This window comes from Streptomyces sp. NPDC056883, assembly GCF_042788835.1.
GTDB lineage: Bacteria > Actinomycetota > Actinomycetes > Streptomycetales > Streptomycetaceae > Streptomyces > Streptomyces stoeckheimensis.
Genome location: NZ_JBHUBS010000005.1, coordinates 446845 through 464035, shown reverse-complemented (window position 1 = coordinate 464035; position 17191 = coordinate 446845). Strand labels below are relative to the sequence as shown.

Annotated in this window: 16 protein-coding genes and 1 rRNA gene; 14 read left to right on the top strand and 3 right to left on the bottom strand. The window is 70.9% G+C overall.

The window, feature by feature from the left end; translation table 11 throughout:
- Window positions 1-137 precede the first annotated feature (137 nt).
- From rrf to ACFRU2_RS16850, 9 genes are all read left to right on the top strand, one after another.
- Window positions 138-255, top strand: a 5S ribosomal RNA gene (gene rrf / locus ACFRU2_RS16890).
- A 205-nt stretch (window positions 256-460) separates the two neighbouring features.
- Window positions 461-1159: an HAD family hydrolase gene (locus ACFRU2_RS16885; protein ID WP_382972537.1), complete on the top strand. Its 699-nt coding sequence runs from the start codon at window positions 461-463 to the stop codon at window positions 1157-1159.
- Between the two features lie 59 nt (window positions 1160-1218).
- On the top strand, window positions 1219-2448 hold the full coding sequence (locus ACFRU2_RS16880) for an MFS transporter (RefSeq protein ID WP_382972535.1): 1230 nt from the start codon (window positions 1219-1221) through the stop codon (window positions 2446-2448).
- Window positions 2420-3571 carry an acetoin utilization protein AcuC gene (locus tag ACFRU2_RS16875; RefSeq protein ID WP_382972590.1) on the top strand — a complete coding sequence of 384 codons (1152 nt, stop codon included), beginning with the start codon at window positions 2420-2422 and terminating at the stop codon, window positions 3569-3571. The genes ACFRU2_RS16880 and ACFRU2_RS16875 overlap by 29 nt, the downstream gene beginning before the upstream one ends.
- 223 nt (window positions 3572-3794) lie before the next feature.
- Entirely contained in the window at window positions 3795-4625 is an 831-nt protein-coding gene (locus ACFRU2_RS16870) for a phosphatase (protein WP_250741036.1), read from the top strand.
- A gap of 114 nt (window positions 4626-4739) precedes the next feature.
- Entirely contained in the window at window positions 4740-4949 is a 210-nt protein-coding gene (locus tag ACFRU2_RS16865) for a helix-turn-helix domain-containing protein (protein ID WP_162688852.1), read from the top strand.
- Window positions 4950-5092: 143 nt separating this feature from the next.
- On the top strand, window positions 5093-5191 hold the full coding sequence (locus ACFRU2_RS16860; protein ID WP_003948845.1) for a 30S ribosomal protein bS22: 99 nt from the start codon (window positions 5093-5095) through the stop codon (window positions 5189-5191).
- 95 nt (window positions 5192-5286) lie between these two features.
- On the top strand, window positions 5287-6342 hold the full coding sequence (locus tag ACFRU2_RS16855; RefSeq protein ID WP_382972532.1) for an NAD-dependent epimerase/dehydratase family protein: 1056 nt from the start codon (window positions 5287-5289) through the stop codon (window positions 6340-6342).
- Window positions 6342-7340, top strand: coding sequence for a lysophospholipid acyltransferase family protein (locus tag ACFRU2_RS16850; protein WP_382972530.1), 999 nt, complete (start codon window positions 6342-6344; stop codon window positions 7338-7340). Before ACFRU2_RS16855 ends, ACFRU2_RS16850 begins: the two co-directional genes overlap by 1 nt.
- A 98-nt stretch (window positions 7341-7438) precedes the next feature.
- Here ACFRU2_RS16850 and ACFRU2_RS16845 read toward each other — a convergent pair whose 3' ends face one another.
- The 3 genes from ACFRU2_RS16845 to ACFRU2_RS16835 all read right to left on the bottom strand — a co-directional run bounded on the left by ACFRU2_RS16845 (window position 7439) and on the right by ACFRU2_RS16835 (window position 11122).
- A complete protein-coding gene (locus ACFRU2_RS16845; protein WP_382972528.1) occupies window positions 7439-8656 on the bottom strand; it encodes a DUF5667 domain-containing protein in 1218 nt (405 codons plus the stop codon).
- Between the two features lie 269 nt (window positions 8657-8925).
- Window positions 8926-9744, bottom strand: coding sequence for an ECF subfamily RNA polymerase sigma factor, BldN family (locus tag ACFRU2_RS16840; RefSeq protein ID WP_243340126.1), 819 nt, complete (start codon window positions 9742-9744; stop codon window positions 8926-8928).
- 361 nt (window positions 9745-10105) lie between these two features.
- On the bottom strand, window positions 10106-11122 hold the full coding sequence (locus tag ACFRU2_RS16835; RefSeq protein WP_382972526.1) for an HAD family hydrolase: 1017 nt from the start codon (window positions 11120-11122) through the stop codon (window positions 10106-10108).
- Between the two features lie 116 nt (window positions 11123-11238).
- Here ACFRU2_RS16835 and ACFRU2_RS16830 point away from each other — a divergent pair, with 116 nt between their 5' ends.
- The 5 genes from ACFRU2_RS16830 to ACFRU2_RS16810 all read left to right on the top strand — a co-directional run bounded on the left by ACFRU2_RS16830 (window position 11239) and on the right by ACFRU2_RS16810 (window position 17007).
- Entirely contained in the window at window positions 11239-11517 is a 279-nt protein-coding gene (locus ACFRU2_RS16830; protein ID WP_250741030.1) for a glutaredoxin family protein, read from the top strand.
- Window positions 11518-11790: 273 nt separating this feature from the next.
- The gene (locus ACFRU2_RS16825; RefSeq protein ID WP_382972524.1) at window positions 11791-12609 is read left to right on the top strand and encodes a redox-sensing transcriptional repressor Rex; all 819 of its coding nucleotides are present in this window, start codon (window positions 11791-11793) and stop codon (window positions 12607-12609) included.
- Complete coding sequence (locus ACFRU2_RS16820) at window positions 12606-14378, top strand: glutamyl-tRNA reductase (protein ID WP_382972522.1); 1773 nt, start codon at window positions 12606-12608, stop codon at window positions 14376-14378. The genes ACFRU2_RS16825 and ACFRU2_RS16820 overlap by 4 nt, the downstream gene beginning before the upstream one ends.
- Window positions 14375-15343, top strand: a complete 969-nt coding sequence (gene hemC, locus ACFRU2_RS16815) for a hydroxymethylbilane synthase (RefSeq protein ID WP_266905827.1) — start codon at window positions 14375-14377, stop codon at window positions 15341-15343. The genes ACFRU2_RS16820 and hemC overlap by 4 nt, the downstream gene beginning before the upstream one ends.
- A complete protein-coding gene (locus tag ACFRU2_RS16810) occupies window positions 15340-17007 on the top strand; it encodes a uroporphyrinogen-III synthase (RefSeq protein ID WP_382972520.1) in 1668 nt (555 codons plus the stop codon). The genes hemC and ACFRU2_RS16810 overlap by 4 nt, the downstream gene beginning before the upstream one ends.
- The last annotated feature ends 184 nt before the right edge of the window (window positions 17008-17191 follow it).

Sequence of the window (17191 nt, the reverse complement as noted above, 5' to 3'; positions counted from 1 at the left end):
CAGATGTGGAAGCCCGGTAACGGGTGGAGCTGACTGGTACTAATAGGCCGAGGGCTTGTCCTCAGTTGCTCGCGTCCACTGTGTTAGTTCTGAAGTAACGAACTGTGTTCATATCCGGTTGGTTAACTTCATAGTGTTTCGGTGGTCATAGCGTTAGGGAAACGCCCGGTTTACATTCCGAACCCGGAAGCTAAGCCTTTCAGCGCCGATGGTACTGCAGGGGGGACCCTGTGGGAGAGTAGGACGCCGCCGAACAATCATTGTGGGAAAGCCCCGCACCAGCCCTTACGGGTTCGGTGCGGGGCTTTTCTGCGTTTACGGGCCGAAGGATCGGACGGGTGGTGGGCCGGGTGGGCCGGCCCGTTCCGCCAACTGGAGGATCCCAGGATCTTTGGATGTCCTGCGGATGCCCGGCATGGGGTCCGGATGGATTGGCACTGACGGCTCGTAGGGTTGTCGCATGGGCTACGACCTCGTCATCTTCGACAACGACGGCGTGCTGGTGGACAGTGAGCCGCTCGCCAACAGCATCCTCGCCGGGTACCTGACCGAGCTGGGCCACCCGACCTCGTACGAGGAGTCGCTCCGCGACTACATGGGGGCCGCGGTCCACCGGGTCCACGACCTGGTGCGGGAGCGGACCGGGCAGGCGCTGCCGGCCGACTTCGACAGCACGCTGCACGCCCGTACCTTCGCCGCCTTCGAACGGGAGCTCAAGCCCGTGCCCGGGGTCGAGGGGGTGCTGGCTGCTCTGGTCGAGAGCGGGACCGCGTACTGCCTCGCGTCCTCCGGGAGCCACGAGCGGATCCGGGTCGGCCACCGGGCGGCCGGCCTCGACGAGTGGTTCGAGGAGGAGTGGATCTTCAGCTCTGAGGACGTCGGGCAGGGCAAGCCCGCCCCCGATCTGTTCCTGCACGCCGCGGACCAGATGGGTGTGGCACCCGGCCGGTGCGTGGTCGTCGAGGACAGCCCGCTGGGCGTCCAGGCCGCGCTGGCCGCGGGGATGGACGTGCTCGCGTACACCGCGATGATGCCCGCCGACCGGCTGCCCGGCGCCACCGGATACTTCGGCGACATGAACCAGCTGGCCGGCCTGCTGGGGATCGCGGAAGGCACGGGCTCCGGATACACCGGCTACAGCGGTGGGTTCTCGCACTGACCCAATCGATATGTGATCGCTCTACCCACCGGTAGCACCGGCGCCTACGCTGAGCCGCCATGACAGCAGACGTGCGGCTGCGCCGCGGGCGCGGGGCGTTGGGGTTCAGTTTCTTCGTGCAGGGCGTGGCCTTCGCGCTCCTCGTGACGAGGATCCCCGCCATTCAGGACCGGTACGGGATATCCGACGCACTGCTGCCCGTCTTCCTGGCCGCCGTGCCGATCCTCGCCGGTGTGTCCAGCGTGGTCACCGAGCACCTGGTGAAGCGGGTCGCGCCCAGCACCGTACTGCGGTGGGCGCAGCCGCTCGTGCTGCTCGCGCTGCTGGGGGTCGGCGCCGGCAGCGAGATGTGGCACGTGGCCCTGGCGCTCGGGGCGTTCGGGCTGTTCGTGGGGGCGCTCGACGCCTCCATGAACATGCTCGGGGTGAGCCTGCAGGGCGCGTACGGACGCAGCATCATGCTCGGCTTCCACGCCTCGTACAGCCTCGGCGGGATCCTGGGCGCGTCCGCCGCGTGGGCGGGGGCGCACTGGCACCTCTCGCTCTTCACCTCCTATCTGCCCGCCGTGGTCGTCCTGCTGCCGCTCGCGCTCCTCGCCAGCCGGTTCTACGTGGACCAGGACGGCAAGACCGTCGGCTCCGACGCCGCCAAGGGGCTCGGGCCGGGCGGGTTCAAGCTGCTGCTGCCGCTGTGCCTGGTGATGGCGTGCGCGTACATCGGTGACTCGACGGTCTCGAACTGGAGCGCCAAGTACCTCCAGGACGTGCTGGGCAGCTCCGAGCAGCTCGCCACCGTTCCGTACAACGTCTACATGGTGACCACGCTGCTCGGGCGGGCCGTCGGGGACCTCGGGGTGCGGCGCTTCGGGGCCGTGGCCGTCGTACGGATCGGGACGGTCGTTGCGGCGGGCGGGTTCGCCGTGGTCGCGGCGGCGCCCGGGGCGTGGGTGGGGATGCTCGGCTTCACCCTGCTGGGGTTCGGGCTGTGCGTGATCGTGCCGCAGACCTTCGCGGCGGCGGGGCGGCTGTTCCCGGGATCTTCCGACACCGCCATCGCGCGGCTGAACATCTTCAATTACGTCGGATTCCTGATCGGGGCTCCGCTGGTGGGCGGGATCGGGGACGCCTGGAGCTACCGGGGGGCGATGCTCGTGCCGATGGTGCTGGTCCTCGTCACTCTCTTCTATGCCCGCTCGTTCGGTACGGAGCCCGCCCGATACGGTGTCCGGCATGAGCGGCGAACCGGTGACCGGGCTGTTGATGTGGGACCAGGCGGTAACGAAGTATGACTTCGGGCCGGGCCATCCGATGGACCCGGTGCGCCTGGAGCTGACCATGGGCCTGGTACGGGCCTTCGGGCTGGACCGGGAGCTGGAGGTACGGGCGGGCCGGCCGGCCGGTGACTCGACGCTGCGGCTGGTGCACCGCGAGGACTACGTGGCGGCCGTGCGCGAGGTGTCCGCCGACCCCGGGGTCGCCGACGGTTCGTACGGGCTGGGGACGGCGGACGATCCGGCGTTCCACGGGATACACGAGGCGTCCGCGCTGATTGCCGGGCAGTCGGTCGCGGCGGCCGAGGCGATCTGGCGCGGGGAGGCCGGGCACGCCGTGAACTTCGCCGGCGGGCTGCACCACGCGATGCCGGGCGGGGCGGCGGGTTTCTGCGTCTACAACGACGCGGCCCTGGCGATCGCGCGGCTGCTGGAGCTGGGGGCCGAGCGGGTCGCGTATGTGGATGTGGACGTGCACCACGGGGACGGGGTCCAGGCGGCGTTCTGGGACGACCCCCGGGTGCTGACGATCTCGATGCACGAGCATCCGCGGACGCTGTTCCCGCAGACGGGCTGGCCGGAGGAGACGGGCGGGCCGGCGGCGGAGGGGTCGGCGGTGAACATCGCGCTGCCCGCCGGGACCGGGGACGAGGGGTGGCTGCGGGCCTTCCACGCGGTGGTGCCGGAGCTGTTGGAGGACTTCGCGCCGCAGGTGCTGGTGACGCAGCACGGGGCGGACACGCATGTGGAGGACCCGCTGGCGCATCTGGCGGTGTCCTTGGACGCGCAGCGGGCGGTGATGGAAGCGTGCCATGAGCTGGCGCACGCGTGCGTCGAGGACGGGCGGTGGCTGGCCCTCGGTGGGGGCGGGTACGCCGTGGTCGACGTCGTGCCACGGTCGTGGACGCACCTGGTGGCCATCGCCGGGCATCGGCCGATCGATCCCGAGACGGCCGTGCCGGGGTCTTGGCGGGATGCGGTGTATGCGCGGACGCGGGAGTTGGCGCCCGGGCGGATGACGGATGGGCGGGTGCCTGCCTGGCGGGACTGGGAGGGTGGGTACGACCCTGCGGACCGGATCGACCAGGCCGTACTCGCCACCCGGCGGGCGGTGTTCCCCCTGCGGGGGCTGCTGGCCTGAGCCCTGCGGGGGCTGTCCCCTACCCGCCCTTCCACCGTTCCCCGGGACTGCGCCCCGGACTCCCTTGGGCTCCGCCCCAGACCCCGCGCCTCAAAGGCCGGCGAGGCTGGATGGTGCCGCGCAGCGGCATTTCCAGCCCGTCCGGCCCGGGGAGTTACGCCAACGGGTGCCGGATTGGCCGGAACTGGTGATCCGGCAGGGTTGGTGCGGGAGCATCGGGAGGGTGTTGAGCACCGGCGCGTTGCGTGCGCATCTGCTGGCCGCCCGTCTGGCCGGGCCCGTTGCGACCTCTCGGGAGGAAAGCCTGCGCAGTTACCGGCTGTTCGCGGCGCGGGATCCGCGGGTGCTGCTGGGACTGGATCCCGCGTGGGCGTGGGGCGAGGGTGACCTGCTGCGGCTGATGGCGCAGAAGTGCGGGGTCTCGGCGGACCCCGCGCACGTCAGCGGGCCGGACGTGATCGATCCGGAGCTGACGGTGGCGGGGCTGGAGGCCTTCGCGGAGCGGCTGCGGGCCGTGGCCGGAGCCCGGGCCCCGGTGTTGTTCGGGACCGGTCACCCGCACCGGCTTCTGGAGTTCTACGCCACCTTGGCTGGGGCGCTGTCGGCGGCGGGATGTGATGTCCTCACTCCGGCATGGGGGGCACCCGTGGACATGCAGACCCGCTTCGGCGTACGCACGCACCGCATCGATTACGTACGAGGGGTCGCACTGGTGCGGGAAGACGGCGCGCGGCCGGACGGGAGTGACACCGGCGCGCACTCCCATTCGCCGCTGCCGGTTCGGATCGCCCTGGGGGCGCTCGCGGAGGCCGGCGGGCCGCTGCCGGAGCTTGTGGTGGGGGACCACGGGTGGGTCTGCGGTGCAGGTCAGCTTGGTGTGGAGGCGATCGGGCTCGCCGATACCGATGATCCCGCGCTGTTCGTGGGGGAAGCCGAGGGGCAGGTGTCGGTGGCGGTTCCACTTGATGACGCGGTGCGCGCGGACTACTACCGACCGCTCACTCGCTATGTACTCAATCGGGCGAGTCTGTCGGGTCGGCAGGAGTGGACGTAGCTCCTCTTCCCCACTCGTATCACACGCCCCTACTCTGGTGAGTGAGCGTGCGACGACGGGGCGTAACCGGAGGGGAAGCCGGTGCCCGTCATGCGCGGAAGGTCAAGGTGTGTCATGGCTGCTGGCGAGAGGCCTCTCAGTGAGGTTCAGTTCCTGACCGTGGCGGAGGTCGCCTCGGTGATGCGAGTGTCGAAGATGACCGTGTACCGCTTGGTGCACAACGGACATCTGCCCGCAATCCGGGTGGGCCGGTCCTTCCGGGTCCCCGAAAATGCGGTGCACGAGTACCTCCGCGAGTCCTTTGTGGGGGTGGAATCGGCCTGAGGGGTAAGGGTCGGGAGCCTGCGGTTACCCCTCGGGGGCACGCGGATTACAAGCTCAGAGCTCGGGCGGGTAGGCTAGGCCGACGTAGGTCGTGTGGGCCCCGACGCCCCGCACCGAATGAAGAGAAGTGAGCGAGGGTAGTCGTGGGCTCTGTTATCAAGAAGCGGCGCAAGCGGATGGCTAAGAAGAAGCACCGCAAGCTGCTCAAGCGCACCCGCGTCCAGCGCCGTAACAAGAAGTAAACGGCAGCTGTACGTGTTTACCGCAGCCCCTCCACCATTCTGGTGGAGGGGCTGCGGTGCAGCCGGGGGACTTCTTCGAGGGAGGCGCTGAGCTCGTGGGGAAGGTCGTGCTGGTCACCGGGGCTGCCCGGCAGCTGGGGGGCCGCTTCGTGCGGCGGATCCAGCGGGACCCCGAGGTCGAGCGGGTGATCGCGGTCGACGCGGTGACCCCGCCGCACAGGCTCGGCTCGGCCGAGTTCGTCCGTGCGGACATCAGGCAGTCGGCCATCGCCCGGGTGCTGGCCGAGAACGCCGTCGACACGGTGGTGCATCTCGCGGTCACCGGGGGAGCGGCGACGGGCGCGGGCTCCGGTTCGTACAGCACCGTCAAGGAAACCAACGTCATCGGGACGATGCAGCTCCTGGGAGCCTGCCAGAAGTCCCCGACGGTGCGGCGGCTCGTGGTGAAGTCCAGTACCAGTGTGTACGGGGGCACCTCGCGGGATCCGGCCGTCTTCACCGAGACCACGCAGCCGAAGTCGCTGCCCGCCGCAGGCTTCGCCAAGGACGCCACCGAGGTCGAGGGGTACGTACGCGGCTTCGCGCGCAGGCGGCCCGACGTCGCGGTGTGCGTGCTGCGGTTCGCGAACATCCTCGGGCCCTTCGCCGACTCGGCGCTCGCCGAGTACTTCTCGATGCCGCTGATCCCGACCGTGCTGGGCTACGACCCGCGGTTGCAGTTCGTGCACGAGGACGACGTACTGGACGTGCTGCGGCTGGCCTCGCAGACCAGCGGGCCCGGCGGGCTCAGCGGGACCTTCAACATCGCCGGCGAGGGGGTGCTGCTGCTGTCGCAGTGCGCGCGGCGGCTGGGACGGCCGACGGTGCCGCTGCTGCTGCCCGCGGTGACCTGGGTGGGCGCGGCGCTGCGGGCGGTCGGGGCGACGGACTTCTCGCCGGAGCAGATAAGGCTCCTCACGCACGGGCGGGTCGTGGAGACCACGCAGATGCGGGAGGTGCTGGGATTCGAGCCGATGTATACGACCGCCGAGACCTTCGCCGACTTCACGCGGAGCCGGGGCGGCGGGCTGCTGCCGCCGGAGCGGGTGGCGCGGGCGGTCGACCGGGTGGCCGGGGTGCTGGACGTGGACATGGATGGAGCGCAGCGATAGTGGCGGACGCCAAGGTCATTCCGTTCGACGAGGACCGGCCGCGGCGGCGGTCCACGCCCGCCCGGCGGGTACGGGTCGCGCCGGAGCCGCCGGCCGCGCCCGTCGCGGCGCCGGTCGGTCCGGAGCCGGTGGTGGAGGCCGTACCGGAGCCGGTGGCGGACGCCTGGGACCGGCGGATCGCCGGCGGGCTGGCGTTCCTGCGGCGCCGGATCACCGGGGAGTACGAGGTCGACGACTTCGGCTACGACAAGGAGCTGACGGACCAGGTCCTGATGTCCCTGATGCGGCCGCTGTACGACAAGTACTTCCGGGTCGAGGTGAAGGGCATCGAGAACATCCCGAAGGAGGGCGGCGCGCTGATCGTGGCGAACCACTCCGGGACCTTGCCGCTGGACGGCCTGATGCTCCAGGTCGCCGTGCACGACCAGCACCCGGCGCAGCGGCACCTGCGGCTGCTGGCGGCCGACTTGGTGTTCATGCTCCCCGTGGTGAACGAGCTCGCGCGGAAGGCCGGGCACACGCTGGCGTGCGCGGAGGACGCGCAGCGGCTGCTGGAGGCCGGGGAGCTGGTGGGCGTGATGCCCGAGGGCTTCAAGGGGATAGGGAAGCCGTTCGGGGACCGGTACAAGCTCCAGCGGTTCGGGCGGGGCGGGTTCGTGTCGACCGCGCTGCGTGCGGGGACGCCGATCGTGCCCTGCTCGATCGTGGGGGCGGAGGAGATCTACCCCATGATCGGGAACTCGAAGACGCTGGCGCGGCTGCTGGGGATCCCGTACTTCCCGATCACGCCGACGTTTCCGCTGCTGGGGCCGCTCGGGGCGGTGCCGCTGCCGACGAAGTGGACGATCCAGTTCGGGGAGCCGATTCCGACGGACGGGTACGCGCCGGAGGCCGCCGAGGATCCGATGCTGATGTTCAACCTGACGGATCAGGTGCGGGAGCAGATCCAGCACACGCTGTACAAGCTGCTGGTGCAGCGGCGGTCCGTCTTCTTCTGACCCGCGTGGGTGCGGCCCGGTGGGGACGGCTGCCCTGCGGCGCCTCAAACGCCGGCGAGGCTGGATGTGCCTCGCCGGCGTTTGAGGGCTAGTCGGTGCTAGTCAGCGTCTTCCGCCTTGATGCCCAGGCCTGGGAGCAGGCCGGGGAGGAGGGGCGGGAGGGTGATGTCCGGGTGGGCCGGAGCGGGGGCGCCGCCGGACTCGGACGGGGTGGGCTGGCCCTGGCCCGCGGGCGGGTTCAGGAGGTTGCCCGTGTTGCCCAGGAGACCGCCGCCGCCCGGGGCCGGGGCCTTCGGGGAACCCGAGGTCTGGTCCGTGGGCGGGTTGGGGGCCGTGGACGGTGCGCCCGGGGAGGGCGTCGCCTGCTGCTTGCCCGCAGGGGCGCTCGGCTTCGTGGAGGGGCCGGAGCCACGGGTCTGTTCCGGAGGCTTCGGGAGCAGACTCTGGAGCGGCGCCACGTCGTGGTCTATGGCCTGGAAGACCGACTCCACCTCACCGCCCACGTCCGTGAGCTGCGCGGGGAGGTTGCCCCGGAGCTTGGCCCACGCGTCCCGGTGCGAACGGGAGAACGAGGACAGTGCCTGGATCGGGCCGAGCGAGCCGTCCCGTTCGTAGGCGGCCTGGAGCAGCCGGTGGCCTTCCGAGGCGTCGTGCTTCATGCCCGCGAGGGCTCGGCGGATCTCGCCGAGGGACTCGTGGTCGAGTGCGCCGAGACGGCCGCGCTCCATGAGCCGGCGGGCCTCCGACAGACGGCTCGAGGCCTGGTCGAGATAGAGCTCGCCCCGGTCCGAATCGTCGTCGGCCATCCCGAGCCGGATGTCCTCCATGCCCCGCTTCACGGGGTACAGATGGTCACCCGGCAGGGCGTCCGTGCTGGCAGCGGCCACTCCGCTGAAGGCCCCCGCGGCCACACCTACGGTGAGACCGCCTGCCGCGATGCCCTTGGACCAGCGGGAGCGGGGCCGCAATTTCCGGAGCGAGGTCGCCCGGTGGGCGCCGCGGCCGGTCCGCTGTTCGGGCACTTGAGGGTCGGCGGCCACGCCGCCCCCGGCCCTCTCTTCCATCACCTTGGCTTCCATGGCGGCAATGAGCTGGGCTCGTTGCACCACTTTGACCTCGGGGTCCAGCACCGGGCGCGGCATTCTTTCGCCGAGCACGCTCGCCAGGGCCAACAACCGGTCGTGGTCGGCAGGTTCGGCAGGTGCCTCGGACTGCTCGGCCGCCGGGTCCGGTTCCGAAAGGTCGGACGGGGTCCGCTCCTCCAGGGCCTGGGCGAAGGCGTTCGCCCGCCGGTGCGGAGTCACGTTCGCGATCACTGGCGGCACCTCCTCTCGTCATGACGATCGACTCCCCAAGGTGTCCGGAAGGTTGCCTTCCTTGAGCACATCCACCCTTTCGGGTGAGCGGCTTCGGGCAGGGCTTGTCCACAGGGAGCCTGCATTCCCCACAACGAGCGGCGCGGCACTTGGGTTACGGACGAAGGATGATCGGACCACAGCGTCATGGGATTCGGCAGTGTCGTCACTGTCGTCGGTGTCATCAAGGTCATCAGGGAGGTGTACCGAAATGTGAGAGGAGGGCGGGGTCAGCGGGCGTCGTCGGGGAGCAGGCGGGCCAGGGTGCGGACCGCCCGGTACTGGAGGGTCTTGATGGCACCCTCGTTCTTTCCCATCACCCTGGCCGTCTCGGCGACCGAGAGGCCCTGCAGGAAGCGCAAGGTCACGCACTCCTGCTGCTGCGGATTGAGTTTCCGTACGGCTTCCAGCAGGGCCGCGTTGGAGAGGGACTCCAGGACGGAGTCCTCGGGGGACCGTTCCACCTCGTTGGCGTCGAGCATTTCGCCGGTGGTGACTTCCAGGCGGAAGCGGCTCGACTTGAAGTGGTCGGCGACCAGGTTGCGGGCGATCGTCACGAGCCAGGCGCCGAAGTCGCGGCCCTGCCAGGTGAAGGTGGAGATGCGGCGCAGCGCACGCAGGAAGGTCTCGCTGGTGAGATCCTCCGCGGTCGCCTTGCCGCCGACGCGGTAGTAGATGTAGCGGTAGACGGTGTCGCTGTACTGGTCGTACAGGCGGCCGAAGGCATCGGCCTCGCCGGCCTGGGCGCGTTCGACCAGGTCCATCATGCGGGCCTGGTCGCTGTCCGCGGTGGGTCGGCGGGCGGCGGGCGCGGTGGTCCCGGCGGCTGCGCCCCCGGCGGACGAGCCGCCGGCGCGACCGCGTCTGCCCACCGTTGCCCCGCCGTCGGTCAGGGCATAGCAAGGACCGGCCGGGCCGAGTCCGGCGGGGACCGCGGTGGCGAATGCGGGGACGGTGTACGCGGTGGGGACGAAGCCGCGCAGCTGGTCGAGGACCGTTGCGCGCAGCGTAGCCAGGCCCGAGGCGTCAACCCCGACAGGTGGGTACACGGGACTCCCAGAGGCAGAGCTTCCATCACGTGCAGTGCGGGACCGTTCACCCGTCGTAGCGACAGATGGCGGTGGCATGCGTTTGAGGAGAATAACGCTTCGTACAGGCGGCGCTACACCCAGTTGCTCAAATCACCGGTTACGACACTTCTGTTGCGTGTCGAGGGCATATTCAGGCACAGATGGTGATCGATTCTTGATCAGTTGGGTGCGCGGAATGCCTGCTTCCACGATGGCTCGCGACCGAGTAGGGCAGGGCGGAGTGCCGCGTGACAGGCGCGGGTAGAGGTGAGCGAATGTCCCGGTCGGGGGAGGGTGCCGGGCGTGGTGGGGCGGGAGGCCGGGCGGGGCCCCGTGGCCGCTACTTGCGGCGGCGGTGCAGGGCGATGGCGGCGGCCGTGCCGCCCGCGATCGCGCCGACGCCCGCGGCGGCCGGGACGCCGATCTTCACGGCCTTGCGGCCGGTCCGATAGTCGCGCAGGCGCCAGTCGTTGGAGTGGGCATGCTTGCGCAGTTTTGTGTCGGGATTGATCGCGTACGGATGTCCGACCAGGGACAGCATCGGAATGTCGTTGTGCGAATCGCTGTACGCCGCGCAGCGCGCGAGGTCCAGTCCCTCGGCGGCGGCCAGGGCGCGGACCGCCTCCGCCTTGGCGGGGCCGTGCAGCGGCTCGCCGACCAGTCGGCCGGTGTATACGCCGTCCACGGACTCCGCGACGGTGCCGAGGGCTCCGGTCAGGCCGAGCCGGCGGGCGATGATCGTGGCGGTCTCCACGGGGGCGGCCGTGACGAGCCAGACCTTCTGGCCGGCGTCGAGGTGGGCCTGGGCCAGGGCGCGGGTGCCCGGCCAGATCCGCTCCGCCATGTACTCGTCGTAGATCTCCTCGCCGATGGACATCAGCTCGGAGACCTTGTGTCCCTTGACGATGGACAGCGCGCTGTCGCGGGCGTCCTGCATGTGCTCGGGGTCCTCGACCCCGGCGAGCCGGAACCAGGCCTGCTGCCAGGCGAAGCGGGCCAGCTCGCGGCGGCGGAAGAACTCCCGCTTGTAGAGGCCGCGGCCGAAGTGGAAGATCGCGGCGCCCTGCATGACGGTGTTGTCGAGGTCGAAGAAGGCGGCGGCCAGGTCGTCGCCGGCGACGGGGAACTCCGGCTCGGCGGGCTCGGCGGCCTCATCGGCCTCGGCGGGCTCCTGTGGAGCCTGCGGCTCCGCCTCCGCCGCGCGTTCCGCTTCGGCGGTTCCGGGGAAGTCCGTGCCGTCGGGCAGTTCGTCGGCCAGTGCGGTCTTGCGGGCGGCCTCGGCCGAGGCCTCGCCTGCCAGCACGCTCCGCGCGGTGGCGGAGCGCCTACGGGGGGTGAGCCATCCCAGAGCGGCCATGACGCGAGCATAGCCACTGTGTTCGGGAGTTCCCGAACCGCCGGGATTCAGGCAGGTGAACTCTTCGGTCCTTCCGGCCCGGGGTGGTCGGGGTGCGGGCGCGGGAGAATGGGTGCATGAGTCCTTTGCTGCGCCGTGCCGAAAAGAAGCGTCCGGAGGAGCGGTTGGTCACGCTCATCGGGAAGCCGGGGTGTCACCTCTGTGACGACGCCCAGGAAGTGGTCGAGAAGGTCTGCGCCGAGACGGGCGCACAGTGGGAGAAGAAGGACATTTCGCAGGACGAGGAGCTGTACCGCCTGCACTGGGAGCAGATTCCGGTCGTGCTGGTGGACGGCGAGCAGCACACCTTCTGGAGGGTGAACCCTGACCGGCTCCGACGGGCATTGCAGGCTTGAGCCGTCGGGCGGTTACCATCGTGGGCGATTTATGGGGTCTCGGGGGCGTATTGGTGAGGAGTGTGTACCGTTTTGCCCCCTTCGGGAATTGAACGGGTTCGGCGTGTCGCCGGTTCCCGGTCCATACGCCCAAGGCGCGTGACCCCGGTCACTTTGCTCGGACAAAGCGGACACAATCTTTGTGCACGCGTTCACAAAGACATAGCCTGCATTCGACGGGGTGGTCCTGGGACAAGTGGCCACCTGCAGCCCCGCTCATCCCGCAGGAGCATCGTGGCAACTGGCCGAACTCACCGACCGGCGACCCGCAGCCGAGGTATTCCCGAGGCCACTGTCGCCCGGCTTCCGCTGTACTTGCGCGCCCTCACCGCGCTCTCCGAGCGATCGGTGCCCACGGTGTCCTCCGAGGAGCTGGCCGCGGCCGCCGGAGTCAACTCCGCGAAGCTCCGCAAGGACTTCTCCTACCTCGGCTCCTACGGCACCCGCGGTGTCGGGTACGACGTGGAGTACCTCGTCTACCAGATCTCCCGCGAGCTCGGGCTGACCCAGGACTGGCCGGTCGTCATCGTCGGCATCGGTAACCTCGGCGCCGCCCTGGCCAACTACGGCGGTTTCGCGTCGCGCGGTTTCCGCGTGGCCGCGCTCATCGACGCCGATCCGGCCATGGCCGGCAAGCCGGTGGCCGGGATGCCCGTGCAGCACACCGATGAGCTCGAGAAGATCATCGAGGAGAACGGCGTCTCGATCGGGGTCATCGCGACCCCGGCAGGTGCCGCCCAGCAGGTCAGCGAGCGGCTCATCGCCGCCGGAGTCACCTCCATCCTGAACTTCGCGCCGACCGTGCTGTCCGTGCCCGAGGGCGTGGACGTGCGCAAGGTCGACCTGTCGATCGAGCTGCAGATCCTGGCCTTCCACGAGCAGCGCAAGGCCGGTGAGGAAGCGGCGGCCGCCGCTGCCGCCGGAGGCTCCGCCGCGGGCACCGGCACCGGTGCGGCTCCCGCCGCCGCCGTCGTGCCGCCCGCCGGCCGGGCCGCCGCCGTCGCGCGGAAGGGCGGACCCGACGGGGACGTTCCGGCGGTGATGCCGGCATGAGTCTGCTCGTCGTAGGGCTGAGCCATCGCAGTGCGCCCGTGAGCGTGCTGGAGCGCGCTTCGCTGGCCGCCGATGCCAAGGTCAAGCTGCTGCACGACACCCTCGCCGCGGAACCGGCGGCGGAGGCGGCGGTGCTCGCCACCTGCAACCGGATCGAGCTGTACGCGGACGTGGACAAGTTCCACGCGGGTGTGGCCGAGCTGTCGACGCTGTTGGCGCAGCACAGCGGGGTCGCGCTGGAGGAGCTCACTCCTTATCTGTACGTGCACTACGAGGACCGGGCCGTCCACCACCTCTTCTCGGTGGCGTGCGGGCTGGACTCGATGGTGGTCGGCGAGGGGCAGATCCTCGGGCAGATCAAGGACGCGCTGGCGCTGGGGCAGGAGCTCCACACGGCCGGGCGTTTGATCAACGATCTGTTCCAGCAGGCGCTGCGCGTCGGCAAGCGGGCGCACTCCGAGACCGGGATCGACCGGGCGGGGCAGTCGCTGGTGACCTTCGGGCTGGAGCAGCTCGCCGTGCGGGTGCCGGTGGAGGAGTGGGCCGCGGGGAAGCGGGCGCTCGTCATCGGGGCCGGGTCGATGTCTTCGCTGGCTGCGGCGACGCTGGCGCGGGTGGGTGTCGCCGAGGTCGTGGTGGCGAACCGGACCGCCGAGCGGGCGGAGCGGTTGGCCGAGATTCTGGTTGCCTCGGGCACCGGGGTGGCGGCTTCGGCCATTGCGATGTCCGGTGTCGCCGATGAGCTGGCTCGGGTCGATGTCGTCGTTTCCTGTACGGGTGCCACCGGCTTGGTGCTGACCGGGGATGACGTGGCGGCGGCCTTGGAGGCGGGCCCTGCGGGGGCCGTCCCCTACCCGCCCTTCCACCGTTCCCCGGAGCTTCGCCCCGGACCCGATGCGGGTGCGGCGCCGTTGCCGGGGGCCGGCCCCCGGACCCCCGCGCCTCAAACGCCGGCGGGGCTGGATATGGACGCCGAGCTCGTTGCGCGGCTGGCCGTGCTGGCGGCCGGTGGTCGGCGGATCGCCGATGCCGGGGCCGTGCGGAGCAAGGTCGTCGTCGAGGAGCGGGACGGGTGTCCCGTGGGGCTCGAGGCGCTGGCTTCCGATCCGGGGCGGACCGCCGATGGGCGGGCCGCGCTCGCCGGGGTGGACGCCGGGTCGCTGGAGCTGCACGGGACCTGGGCCGACCAGGGCGAGGCCGCCGCGCAGCGGCAGCAGCCGCGCAAGGGCGTACGGAACCAGGTGGACGCGCAGCCCGTACGGCTGGCGCTGCTCGACCTGGCCATGCCCCGTGACATCGACGCCGCCGTGCACCGGATTCCGGGCGTGCGGCTGGTGGACATCGAGTCGCTGGCCGAGGCGAGTGCCGATGCGCCCATGGCCGCCGACGTCGATGCCGTACGCGCGATAGTGGCCGCGGAGGTGGCCGCTTTCGGGGCCGCCCAGCGGGCCGCGCACATCACGCCCACCGTGGTCGCCCTGCGCGCCATGGCCGCGGAGGTCGTCGCCATGGAAGTGGCACGGCTCGACGGGCGCGTACCCGATCTCGACGAGCGGCAGCGGGCTGAAGTGACTCAGACCGTGCGGCGCGTCGTCGACAAGCTCCTCCACGCGCCGACCGTGCGCGTCAAGCAGCTCGCGAGCGAGCCCGGCGGCGCCGGGTACGCCGAGGCGCTGCGCGAACTCTTCGATCTCGACCCGCAGACGGTGGCCTCCGTCAGCCGGGCCGACGAGGCTGACAAGAACCACGACTCAGGACGGGCATCATGAATCCACGTCTCGACCAGCCGCTGAGGCTCGGCACGCGGCGCAGCAAGCTGGCCATGTCCCAGTCCGGGCATGTCGCCGAGGCGGTACGGGCGATCACCGGCCGGCCCGTCGAGCTCGTGGAGATCACGACCTACGGTGACGTGTCCCGCGAGAGCCTTTCGCAGATCGGCGGCACCGGCGTCTTCGTCACCGCCCTGCGCGAGGCCCTCGTGCGCGGCGAAGTCGACTTCGCCGTGCACTCGCTGAAGGACCTGCCCACCACGCAGCCCGACGACCTCGTCATCGCGGCCATGCCGCAGCGCGAGGACCCGCGCGACGCGCTCGTCGCCCGTGACGGCCTGACCTTCGAGCAGCTGCCCGACGGTGCGCGCATCGGCACCGGCTCGCCGCGGCGCAGGTCGCAGCTGCACGCGTACGCCAAGTCGCTGGGCAAGGTCATCGAGACCGTCGCCATCCGCGGCAACGTCGACACCCGGATCGGGTTCGTGCGCAGTGGGGAGCTCGACGCCGTCGTGCTCGCCGCCGCCGGGCTCAACCGGATCGGCCGCGGCGACGAGGCCACCGACCTGATCTCCGTGGACAACATGCTGCCCGCGCCCGGCCAGGGTGCCCTGGCCGTGGAGTGTCTGGCGTCCGACACGGACCTGATTTCCGCGCTCGCCGAGCTCGACGACCCGTACACCCGGGCCGCCGTGACCGCCGAACGCGCCCTGCTCGGCGCCCTGGAGGCCGGCTGCAGCGCCCCCGTGGGTGCGCTCGCCGACCTGTTGGCCGACGGGCAGATTGTCAATGAGATGCGCCTGCGGGGAGTCGTGGGAACCCTCGATGGTTCCACGCTGGTGCAGCTGTCCACCACCGGTCCCGTGCCCCAGTCGTACGACGAGGCCATGGCGCTCGGCCGCGAACTCGCGGACGAGATGCTGGCCAAGGGCGCGGCCGGTCTGATGGGGGAGCGGTCGCTTTGAACCCCACAAGCCCAACCACCTCCGCGTTTCCGTCCGCCGCCGTCCAGGGGCACGTCACCTTCCTCGGTGCCGGCCCGGGCGACCCGGGACTGCTGACGCTTCGCGCCGTGGAGGCCCTGGCCGCCGCGGACGTACTGATCGCGGAGCCCGAGGTGCTCGAGGTCGTACGTACGCATGCGCGCGCGGGGGTGGACACGCCACAGCTGACGATTGCTGACGAGAAGTCAGCAGCCGCCGGAGTCCCGGTCATCCGAGATGCCGCCAATCTTGTCATGGAGGCCGCGCGCTCCGGCAGGCGGGTCGTCCGTGCCGTCACCGGCGACCCCGGGCTCGACGGGAACGCGGCCGAGGAGATGCTCGCCTGCGCCACCGGCGGCATCCCCTTCGAGGTCGTCCCCGGCATCGCGACCGCCGTCGGCGTGCCCGCGTACGCCGGTGTTCCGCTGACCGGCAAGCAGGGTGCGGACGTGAGGTTCGTGAACGCGCGGACCGCCTCCGCGCGCTGCTGGAGCGAGGTGGGCGCCAGCGACGGCATCCTCGTCGTCTCCGCGACGCTGGAGACCGTTTCGGCGGCTGCGGCCGAGCTGATCGGCGCCGGGCGCAAGCCCGACACCCCGCTCACCGTGACCGTGGCCGGTACGACGACCCGCCAGCGGACGTGGAGCGCGACCCTCGGGACCATCGCGCAGGTGTTCAAGCAGGGCAAGATCCTCCCCTCGCCCGAGGGCGCTCGCTCCGTCATAGCCGTGGTCGGTGAGCACGGCGCCGTCGCGCGCCGCGAGGAACTGTCCTGGTTCGAGTCGAAGCCGCTCTTCGGCTGGCGCGTGCTCGTGCCGCGCACCAAGGAGCAGGCCGCCTCGCTCTCCGACCAGCTGCGTTCGTACGGCGCGGTGCCCCACGAGGTGCCGACCATCGCCGTGGAGCCGCCGCGCACCCCGCAGCAGATGGAGCGGGCGGTCAAGGGGCTCGTGACGGGCCGCTACGAGTGGATCGCCTTCACCTCCGTCAACGCGGTCAAGGCCGTGCGCGAGAAGTTCGAGGAGTACGGGCTCGATGCCCGTGCCTTCGCCGGCATCAAGGTCGCCGCCGTCGGCGAGCAGACCGCCGCCGCCCTGGTGGAGTTCGGCGTCAAGCCCGACCTCGTGCCCAGCGGCGAGCAGTCCGCCGCCGGTCTGCTGGAGGACTGGCCGCCGTACGACCCGGTCTTCGACCCGATCGACCGCGTCTTCCTGCCGCGCGCCGACATCGCCACCGAGACCCTGGTCGCCGGGCTGATCGAGCTCGGGTGGGAGGTCGACGACGTCACCGCCTACCGGACCGTGCGCGCCTCGCCGCCGCCGCAGGACACCCGTGAGGCGATCAAGGGCGGCGGCTTCGACGCCGTGCTCTTCACGTCGTCCTCGACCGTGCGCAACCTCGTCGGCATCGCCGGCAAGCCGCACAACGTCACCGTCATCGCGTGCATCGGCCCGGCCACGGCCAAGACGGCCGAGGAGCACGGGCTCCGGGTCGACGTGCTGTCGCCGGAGCCGAGCGTGGGCAAGCTGGCGGAGGCCCTGGCGGAGTACGGGGCCGCGCGCCGCGAGGCCGCGAAGGAGGCCGGGGAGAGCGTGTACCGGCCGAGCGAGCGGCGGCCGGGGGCGCGCAGGCGTCGTACGACCTGATGGCCGGCTTAGCGGTCTTACGTGGCAGGGCCCGGGTGCGATGTGCACCCGGGCCCTGTGGCATGTTCGGCGCCGGGGGGGGGGGGGGGGTGGGGGTCCCCCCACCCAGCCCACACACACCCCAGGCTTTTCCCCCCCCCCTTTCCACCCCACCAAACCAAGCAGAAAGAAAAAACGCCCCCCC